Below are 9,422 nucleotides of genomic sequence, written 5' to 3' on the forward strand. Positions count from 1 at the left end.
ACCCTCAATCACCTAAAGGCTTCACTCCAACGGCGGTGGCTTTTAATCGTCGAAAGATCGAACGACTTCAAGACTCTAGATTTCGCGGGCGAAGATAGGATTCCACTTCACACGATGGCCGATTTGCCGGAACCCTGCGTTGTCAGACGAGCGGGTACTCCAGCCGGTTTCGCGGGCACCGAGTTCCGGTGTCTCTACCGACTGACCGTCGCGTGGATCGGGCAACGTTTGGGTGTCCGAGTCGGAACCATCGAACATGTTGTTCAACTCATCCGCGTCACTCTTGTCCGACTCAGGTGCTCCGAATTCGACGGCACCCATCCGCGACTGAGGTTCGACGTCGTCGTTCTGGGCAGGCCCTTCGAGCACCGATTCACCATCGTCCGTTGCCGGGCGATTGCTGCGGACCGAGTCACTCGGTTGCGTCACGATCGACGACGAACTCGGATAATCCGTTGACGGATACGTATTGCTCACGATCGGTGACGATTCAACGATCGGCGACATTGACGAGTATCCGCTGCGGATCGCCGAACTGAACGGATCGACGTACGACAATGGCAACCGCTGGACGACTTGGCGAGGCACCATGCGAGTCACCGTGTACGGCTCGTACTTAGGAACCGTGACCGGACGCATCACTTTGCGGCGAACTTCTTCTTGTTCGTAGTAGTTCACGGTGACAGGTTCGCGCCGGGTTTCGTAAATCACGCGAGTCGTTTGGACAGGCACCTTGCGGACACGTTCCTCGGCCACCCAACGTTTCTGTTGGACCGGCACTTTGCGGGTCAGCGTTTCGGTGACGGGGCGTTGAACGGTGTAAGGGATCTTGCGAACCGTCGTTTCGGGAACCATTCGGGTCCGTTGGACTGGAACGTTCTGTGTGACCACTTCCGACTGCATCCGTTGAACCTGCACCGGAACGTTCTGCGTCACCACCTCGGACTGCATCCGGGTGACCTGGACAGGACGTTGCACTTGGTGCGTTTCAGGCACATACGAAGTCTGCGCGATCTGTTGATTGACGTAGTTCGGGCGGTAAACCATTTGTGTTTGAGCAACCGGCGGTGTCACGGTCTGCGCGATCGCGGGAGCACCACGGCGATACGCCAAAATCCCGAGCGGGCCCGGTCGGTAGTACGCGTTCGGGTTCCACACCAACGAATTCTGCACCGTGCCCGGCGTGACCGTCGTTTGCGGAACGTAGCCACCGGCGTCAACGGTTTGCTGACGCATGGTCGTCACGGGTCGATAGGACGTGACGGTTTGCGCCTGATATTGTGTTTCGGTGACCGGACGCTGGACCACGTATCGTTGCTGATACATTTGGGTTTCCGTGACCGGTCGTTGCACCGTGTATTGCTGTTGATACATCTGCGTTTCGGTGACCGGTCGGTAGGTGGTCACCTTTTCTTCGCGTTCGGCCGTCTCGTTGACGTACCGAGTTTGAGTGACCGTTTCGTCACGGTAGGACGTTTCGGTAACCGGTCGGTAGATCGTGTAGCGTTCTTCGCGGTAATTGGTTTCCGTGACCGGCTTGGCGACCTTGTAGGTGCGTTCTTCGGTACGTGATTTCAGCACGGGCCGGTAGCTGGTGACTTCCTCTTCGACCATTTGGGTCTCGTAGGTCAGCCGCATGCGTTGCACGGTTTCGGGCTGCATCACGGTTTCGCATTCGAGCCGGTAGGCAGGCTCGAAGCAGCACGCATCTTGAGCGAAGAGGCTCGGCCCGCTCGCTGCACCGAGAACGACGGCGACGGCAGCGACAGAGCGTTTCGAGAAGATTGAACCGAGCAAATGTTTTTGCGAGTTATTCATGACAGTCAATTTCATGGTGTTCCTTATTGAACCATCGTGGACCATAGCTATCGAGCGAACAGGTCAATCTTTTCCCCGGCGCACGGCTCCAATGCCGTGCACAGGATTATTAGCGTCAAACCAACCGTGGGGAATCCCGCCGCCGATGAAGGACGGACGTTCGTAACCCCGCGTTTCGGGAAAAAACTGGCCGCGAACGCAAATGTCCACGCTGTACAAGCCTAGGCAAGACTTGAGCCGATTGTGGAAAAAACCGCCGAAAAACACCACTTTTGCACGCCCCGCGATGGGACATTTTCGCCAAAACACCTGACCTGTTGAGTCAACGGCACAGACGTTGCATTTTCGCAACACGCCGCCATTTACCTGCTCGCCCCAACCCTCCGGAGAAACCCGAACAGCCCCCATAGGTCACCAACAGGAGGGTGGGAAACGCGACTGTCCAGAAATTCAAAATTAGCATCCGGGCGTTCCGAGAAGCCCCGACCGCGAAGCGTTTTCACACGTGAACACAAAAGGCCTATGCCACAACGAGCCAATGCCTCCAAGCGGTTTCCTGCAATGTCCAAAGACTCTGCCCACAAAATCCGCGCGAACCTGATCTGTATTGCAATCGTCTTGACCGTTGACGATAATGTCGTCACCGGGTCGCGATACGCGTCGCGACAAAACTTCCGCACGTAGCCTCGTCCGTTCTGGTTGGCACCTGGACGAATGCCGCGTCAAACAATGTTTTCTAAAGGAGGTGATCAAGTGGATTATTGCTGTACTAGCCAACGGGGTGGAAACCCTTGACGAAAGTCGGCGGGCTGACGCTTGGGTCGGCCACCCCACTCGCGATCACACTCACTTTTTGAGCTTGTCTCAGTAATTGAGAACAACGCGAGCTTTGCCCACTTGCTGAGATGGTTACCTTGGTCTCAGCAAGTGGGTTTTTTCATGCGCCCACGGCTGCCCGCAATGGTGCCACGATGACGGCAACCGCTCACTCTGATACCTTTTTGCAGTGTCACATTTGCGCGGTGTTGCATTCGCGGAGCGTTACCTTTGCGCACTTTTACCCTTGCGCGACGATATTTTCGCACAGCGGTCTGTCGCTTACATAACGGACGTGAGATCGATTCCCGGTCGGGACCCGGTCGCGTTTTGTCCCCGCAGTGTCCCATCCTGGCGTCTCGCTTCGGCCTCCAACTCACCCCGCCGTACTCATGCTGTTTGCTGTTGCCCAACTCCTCGGTGGCTCTCTGCTTTTGCTCTTCGGCGGCGAATGGGTCGTTCGCGGTGCCTCCCGGCTCGCGATTTTGGCCAAACTCAGCCCGCTATTTGTCGGCCTGACGGTCGTGTCGCTCGGAACGAGCGCCCCCGAGATGGCCGTCAGCATCGCGACCGCCATGCAAGGCAAAGCGGACATTACGATCGGCAACGTCGTCGGCAGCAACCTGTTCAACATGTTGATGATCGTCGGTGTCAGCGCGACGGTGTCGGCGCTGTCCGTCGATCGCCAAATCACGTCTTTCGATGTTCCCGCGATGGTAGCCGCCTGCGTCGCGATGTGGTTGGTCGGATACAACGGCAACATCGGCCGAGTCGACGGCATCATCTTGTTGATCGCGATGGTCAGCTATTTTGCGATCTCCTACAAACTCGGAAAGGGACACACACCCGAAGACATGGAGGACTTCGTCGACGACGTCGCGGGGGAACCGCTCGAAACATCGAGCTTTGCAAAAAAAGCGGGCGCGGTCCTGCTACAGCTCTTGATCCTCGCCGTCGGCATCGGCGCTTTGATCCTTGGTTGCGATTGGTTCGTCGAAGGAGCGGTCGCATTCGCACGGCGTTTCGGTTTATCCGAAGCAGTCATCGGTCTGACGATCGTATCGGTCGGAACCTCGCTGCCGGAATTGGTTACTTCGGTGGCGGCGACGCTCAAAGGCGAACGCGGCATCGCGATCGGCAACGCCGTCGGTAGCACGATCCTAAACATTCTCGCGGTCCTCGGCGTCTCCGCGATCGTTTCGCCGGTCGGCATCAACGTCCTGCAGTCGATCCAGTCCTTTGACGTTCCGATCATGATCGGCGCCGCGGTACTGAGTTGGGTGTTTCTGCGAACCCAGCGAACGGTGACGCGGTTGGAGGGCATCCTGATGGTGGTGTTGTATTTCGGCTACGTTCTCTACCTGTTGATTGCCAACGGCGCAATCTTCGGCGGATCGACGACCGCACACCATCTTCTCGGGCTGCCGTTCCTCGGGACATAGTCATGAACCGCAGTGATCGCGAATCTCCGGTGCAAAGCGGTGCCACCTCGCCGCACGAGCCTCTGCGGTATTCGCGACGACAACTCATGGAGATGGTTTTCGGTTCGGCCGCGACCGCGAGCCTGATCGCATCGGGCGTCGGTTGCGGGCATCTCGACAAAATGTTTGCCGGCACGTTGCCGCCGAGCGGTGAACTGTTGACGCCCAACCACCAACTCGGACATCGACTCCGAGAACCCGCCGCAGAATCCGCCATAGACTCCGGCGATGCGTCGCCGCAACCTGCCGCCGGAGAAACCAAGCATCATCAGTGCGTCATCATTGGCGCGGGGGCCTCGGGATTGTCGGCTGCTCGCCATCTACTCAAAAGCGGGATCGATGACTTTGTCGTTCTCGAACTTGAACAGACTCCCGGGGGCACGTCTCGCAGTGGGCAGTGGAGTAGCGGAGAGGGAGACGACGACAAGACAAACGGCGGGCGGTTTCCCTGGGGAGCCCACTATCTGCCGGTGCCGATGGCCGACAACCGCCCGCTGGTTGATTTCCTCATCGAATGCGATGTGCTTCAGGAAACGGACGATCGCACATTTCCAGACGATCGCACATTAATTGCCGCCGAAAATTTCCTCTGTCGCGAACCGGAAGAGCGAGTGTTCGCCAACGGGCAATGGCACGCGGGCCTATTTCCGTTTTCTATTGCCACCGAGCAAGACCAACAGCAACTCGCGCGTTTTCGATCGGAAATGGCGGCGATGGCGCAGCAGCGCGGCGACGACGGCAAGCGACTGTTTGCCATCCCGTGCGCCGAAAGTTCCGAGGATACGGCGACACGGGAACTCGATCGCATCTCAATGAGCGATTGGTTGTCGAGAAACGAATTCGATTCCCCGCTGCTGGCCTGGTTGGTCGATTATGCCTGTCGCGACGACTACGGCCTCCACGCGGACCAAACCAGTGCGTGGGCGGGACTGTTTTACTTCGCCGCTCGGGTTCCCGACGGTTCGGACGAGTCGCAACCGGTTTTGACTTGGCCCGAAGGCAACGGTTTTCTCATCGACCGTCTGTGCGAATCGGTCGGCGACCGCTTGCAACTGGGCAAAGCCGTGATGCGGGTCGCCCGCGTCGACGCCGCCACCGACGCCTCACCGTTGACGATCGACATCATCGATGCGGAAACCAACGAGACAACCGCTCTGCAGGCAAACCATGTTATTGTCGCCGTCCCACAATTCATCGCGTCGAAGATCCTGAGCCCCGAACTGGCTCGATCGCGTCCCACTTCTCCCACCGCCACCCCGGCTGTCTTCTCGTACGGATCCTGGTTAGTCGCGAACGTCTACCTGAGCGGCCGTCCGGCGGAAGCGGGCTTTCCGATGAGTTGGGACAACGTCGTGATGGAGTCTGGGTCGCTCGGGTATGTGAATTCGGTCCACCAGACCGGCCGAGATCATGGGCCGACCGTGCTGACGTGGTATCAAGCGTTGCCAGACGACGTCCCGGCGGAACTCCGCGTGAAACTGCTGGGACTCACATGGGCCGAAGCCGCCGAGACCGTGCTGAGCGATCTCGAACTCGCCCACCCCGACATTCGCGGGTTGGTTAACCGTCTCGACGTGATGGTTTGGGGGCACGCGATGCCGCAACCGCGTGTCGGCACACTGTTCGATCCCGTGCGTCGGCGAGCAGCCGAGCCGATCGGCAACGTCCATTTTGCCTGCACGGATCTCACCGGATTGGCATTGTTCGAAGAGGCGTTCGCCCACGGACATCGAGCCGCCACCGAAGTGATCGACGCCACGTTAGATCCTACAACTTCCATCGGTTTCGTGAGACCAATTGATAAAGATTGCGTGTGAATTGCCTCAGCTTGTCAAACATTGACGCCAAGGCATCTTTGGTAACGTAGGCAACCTCCACAAGAGCGGAAAGCCGTTCGCAGCGCAAAGGAACGATTCGAGCGAGCTATCCTCCCCCGCCGACGTAAGGGGGAGTCCCACGTGCTCGAAGGCGTGCTGCGGTTTGCAATCACCTGCCGCGGTCTCCGTTGAAGAGAACGATCAGAAACCGTACGCCTCTTGGGACAATGTTTCCCGCCAACACACCTGCCTATCCGCTCAGATTTCATGGCGTGCGTAAGTGCATCAGTTCGCCGTGCAGCGAGCGTAAACCGTGCCGAGTAGATCACTTGCCGTGCTGCCCGGTCACACCCCCGCGATATCTTTGTGTACTTCAAAACTGTCCTTCATGAGCCTGAATGTGAAAGCCGAGAATCAACACGGGGAGCCCCCAAACGTGCTCACGAAAGACCTGCCAGAACGGGAGAGTTCAAGGATGAAACGCCGACTACGGAACATGCGCTTGCGATGGCAGACCGCCGTCAGAACGGTTCCGTTCTATGGTTTGATGATCGGTTGCGGCATCCTTGCCCAAACCGGGGAGTCGGTTTCGGCGGACGAGACCGACGCGCGATCGGAATTTGAAATCGGGAAGACACTGGTGGTCTTGCCCGCATCCGCGTCGACCAAGCCCGTCGCCAACACCCCCGCGTCGAAGATCGCGATCCTCGACAAAGAGATCCAAGCGGGACTGCGTGACCGAAAACTCAGCCAGAACCTACTGCAGTTCCAAAATTACACCGGGTACCAGTTAAACCTGTCGACCGGCACCCGACGAGTGAACGAAGTCACGGGCAACTGCCGGTTGGACTGGTACGATCACTTGATGCGAAACCCGCTGACGACGCCCGCCGAATCGGAAGCGTTCACGCGCCGCCTGTTCGAGTCGATTCAAAACGACCATCGCGGCCTCGAACGAACGCTCGCGATCGCCCGGTCAAAGATGGATGTCCCCTTGAAGACCGAAGCCAACGTTCGGTTCGGCGAGTCTACCAACGATCCACTCACGTTCGTCAGCGATATCCTCGAAAGAGTACAACGCAGTCACACACAATCCCTCGCGCCGTTGACTCCGGCCGAACTCAGCCAACTGCAGCGAGAACTCTACCCGATTCTCGTTTCACAAAACGACGTCGGCTACACGTTGGCCAACCGGGGACGCGGGCGACGCATCTGCGACATGCTCGAAAAGATCGATCGTGGCTCGCTGCATGACGCGGCGGAAACGATGGCTCCGTTGGCTGATCGCGATTTCCTATCGCAACTCAAACGTCTACCCGAAGACTCGCCGATCCGGGTCGCTGGCGTATCCGGTTCGGTCGTCAAGAAAATCGAAACTGCCGCCGGGACGATTATCGTCGGCGGACGCGGATCGAACACTTACGACCTCGACGCGATGTCTGACGTGAACGTCGTCATCGACCTGGGCGGAAACGACGTGTACCGAGAGGGCACCGTTTCGCTCGATCGCCCGGTGTTGATCACGATCGACCTCGCCGGAAACGACTCCTACACCGGTACCAAACCGGGAATCCAGGGCAGCGCGATTCTAGGTGTCGCGATGCTGGTCGACCTCGAGGGCAACGACACCTATCAAGCCAAAGACATGGCACAGGCGTCCTGCCTGGGCGGTGTCGGAATGTTGGTCGATCACGGCGGCCACGATCGCTACACGGGTTTCCGCCGCGTTCAAGGCCAAGCCTTCGCGGGCATCGGTTTGTTGCTCGATCGTGACGGAAACGACCAATACCGAGGCGCGATGTGGACGCAAGGTATGGGCTGCCCGCTCGGTTTCGGAATGCTGGTCGATCTCGACGGGAAAGATCACTACTACACCGGCGGCTACTTCATCTGCTCATACGCCGACGACGAAGATAACCCGACGCCCGGCTATGAAGGTTGGGGACAAGGCGTCGGTGCGGGGCTTCGATCCGTTGCCAGTGGCGGGATCGGCGTGATGCTCGACGGCGATGGCGATGACATCTATGAGTTCGACTATCTGTCCCACGGGGGCGGCTATTGGCTCGGCCTTGGCTTTGCCCGCGACTTCGGCGGCAACGACCAACGCGTCGGAGCGACCGTCAAGAGCTTCTCGGGCGGACGTCGCGGCGAACCACTCTTCCAACGTTTCGGGATGGGCTTTGGTTGTCACTACGCCGCCGGTTTCTGTTTCGACGATGAAGGCAACGACACGTACAACGGAACCATCATGGGACTCGGTCACGCTTGGGATGCGTCGATCGGGCTGCTGAGCGATTTCAGTGGCAACGACCAATACAGTTCCAAAGGCAAGACCACCCAAGGCAACGGCTCACAGGCTGGGCTCGGTATCCTGTTCGACTACGACGGCGACGACCGCTACCGCAACTACAGCCAAGGCTACGCATCGAGTTCGATCAGTTACCACGAGATGCCACACTGCGGAGGCAACTTCAGCTTCCTCGTCGATCATGGAGGAACGGACGGATACGGCAGCCGCGTGCGAAACAATAGCATCTCGCGGCGTGGCAGCACCGGCGGATTTCTGATCGATCGCTACAGCCCTGAGGTGAAACCGACACCGAAGAAGACGTCGCAATCCACACAGCGACGACGCACGGCGACCAACCAAACGCAGCAACGCACCTACTCACGACGCAAGCGATAAGCGATTTCATCATGTCATCAAGAAAGGATTCTTTGATCATGCAACGCCGGTGGATGGTCTCAGTATTACCGCAATTGCTGGTCGGCCTCGTGAGTTTCATGATGCTAACCGAGCCCTCCGCAGCAGCCCCGCGAGGCGGCTTCTTCGGCGCGTTCCTCGGCGAAAACGACGAGGAAGACAAACCCAAACCGCCGGTGCCACCGATGGGGCAAATGATCCGCCCGATGGTGGTCAGTCGCCCGATGCCACGGCCGATCGCCCCACCGGCGATCCCCACGTTTGTCGATGAAAAACCGTCGCCCCTCCAAGCCGAATCGCGGACGGCGGACAATCCGGTCCCCGCCGAAACGGAAATGGCGGAAGCCACCACCGATCTCGATCTCAGCTTGAACGTTGCCAAAGTCTCGGCAAAACCTGCTCCCATCGAATCAGCATGCAGCGACTCCAGCGATGACGCGGAGCTGGATAGCGACGAAGCAGACCTGACTCTCGATGAGGCTCTCGCCAACCTCGACGCGTCCGAAGATGAAATGACGTTCAACGCGCCAACGAATGACGAGGAGATGACCAGCGAAGCAGCGGTGGATCATCTCGCCGCTGAACTCTACGACGAGTTGCCGCCGCTCGAGCAGGAACCTCGCGACGACGGCGGAGCAAGCATCGAAGCCGACATGGACGCCGACATGGACGCCGAGCAAGAAGACGAAGCCGAGATCGCTTCTCTCGAACTCACCGAACCTTCGCTCGACGAACAATCCCTCGCCGACCAGGTCCCCCATCGCTCGGCGACAGACGCGAAGTTGA

At 58.7% G+C, this 9,422-nt stretch carries 5 protein-coding genes; 4 read left to right on the plus strand and 1 reads right to left on the minus strand.

What is annotated here, in order from left to right; translation table 11 throughout:
* Positions 1-75: 75 nt before the first annotated feature.
* Complete coding sequence (locus RSSM_RS24190) at positions 76-1,833, minus strand: hypothetical protein (protein WP_008685744.1); 1,758 nt, start codon at positions 1,831-1,833, stop codon at positions 76-78.
* A 1,193-nt stretch (positions 1,834-3,026) separates the two neighbouring features.
* Here RSSM_RS24190 and RSSM_RS24200 point away from each other — a divergent pair.
* The 4 genes from RSSM_RS24200 to RSSM_RS24215 all read left to right on the plus strand — a co-directional run.
* Positions 3,027-4,076, plus strand: coding sequence for a calcium/sodium antiporter (locus tag RSSM_RS24200; RefSeq protein WP_008685747.1), 1,050 nt, complete (start codon positions 3,027-3,029; stop codon positions 4,074-4,076).
* Positions 4,077-4,078: 2 nt separating this feature from the next.
* Positions 4,079-5,932 carry a flavin monoamine oxidase family protein gene (locus tag RSSM_RS24205; protein WP_008685750.1) on the plus strand — a complete coding sequence of 618 codons (1,854 nt, stop codon included), beginning with the start codon at positions 4,079-4,081 and terminating at the stop codon, positions 5,930-5,932.
* A gap of 496 nt (positions 5,933-6,428) precedes the next feature.
* Positions 6,429-8,618: a hypothetical protein gene (locus tag RSSM_RS24210; protein WP_008685753.1), complete on the plus strand. Its 2,190-nt coding sequence runs from the start codon at positions 6,429-6,431 to the stop codon at positions 8,616-8,618.
* Between the two features lie 11 nt (positions 8,619-8,629).
* A partial coding sequence (locus tag RSSM_RS24215) for a hypothetical protein (protein WP_144060088.1) occupies positions 8,630-9,422 on the plus strand: 793 nt, incomplete at its 3' end.

It is taken from the genome of Aporhodopirellula sallentina SM41 (assembly GCF_000346505.1).
In the GTDB taxonomy this organism is placed as follows: Bacteria; Planctomycetota; Planctomycetia; order Pirellulales; family Pirellulaceae; genus Rhodopirellula; species Rhodopirellula sallentina.

Excerpts from the sequence above, each read along its gene's own strand:
- RSSM_RS24190 (WP_008685744.1), bottom strand. The coding sequence starts at position 1,833 with ATGAAATTGACTGTCATGAATAACTCGCAAAAACATTTGCTCGGTTCA.
- RSSM_RS24200 (WP_008685747.1), top strand. The coding sequence starts at position 3,027 with ATGCTGTTTGCTGTTGCCCAACTCCTCGGTGGCTCTCTGCTTTTGCTC.
- RSSM_RS24205 (WP_008685750.1), top strand. The coding sequence starts at position 4,079 with ATGAACCGCAGTGATCGCGAATCTCCGGTGCAAAGCGGTGCCACCTCG.
- RSSM_RS24210 (WP_008685753.1), top strand. The coding sequence starts at position 6,429 with ATGCGCTTGCGATGGCAGACCGCCGTCAGAACGGTTCCGTTCTATGGT.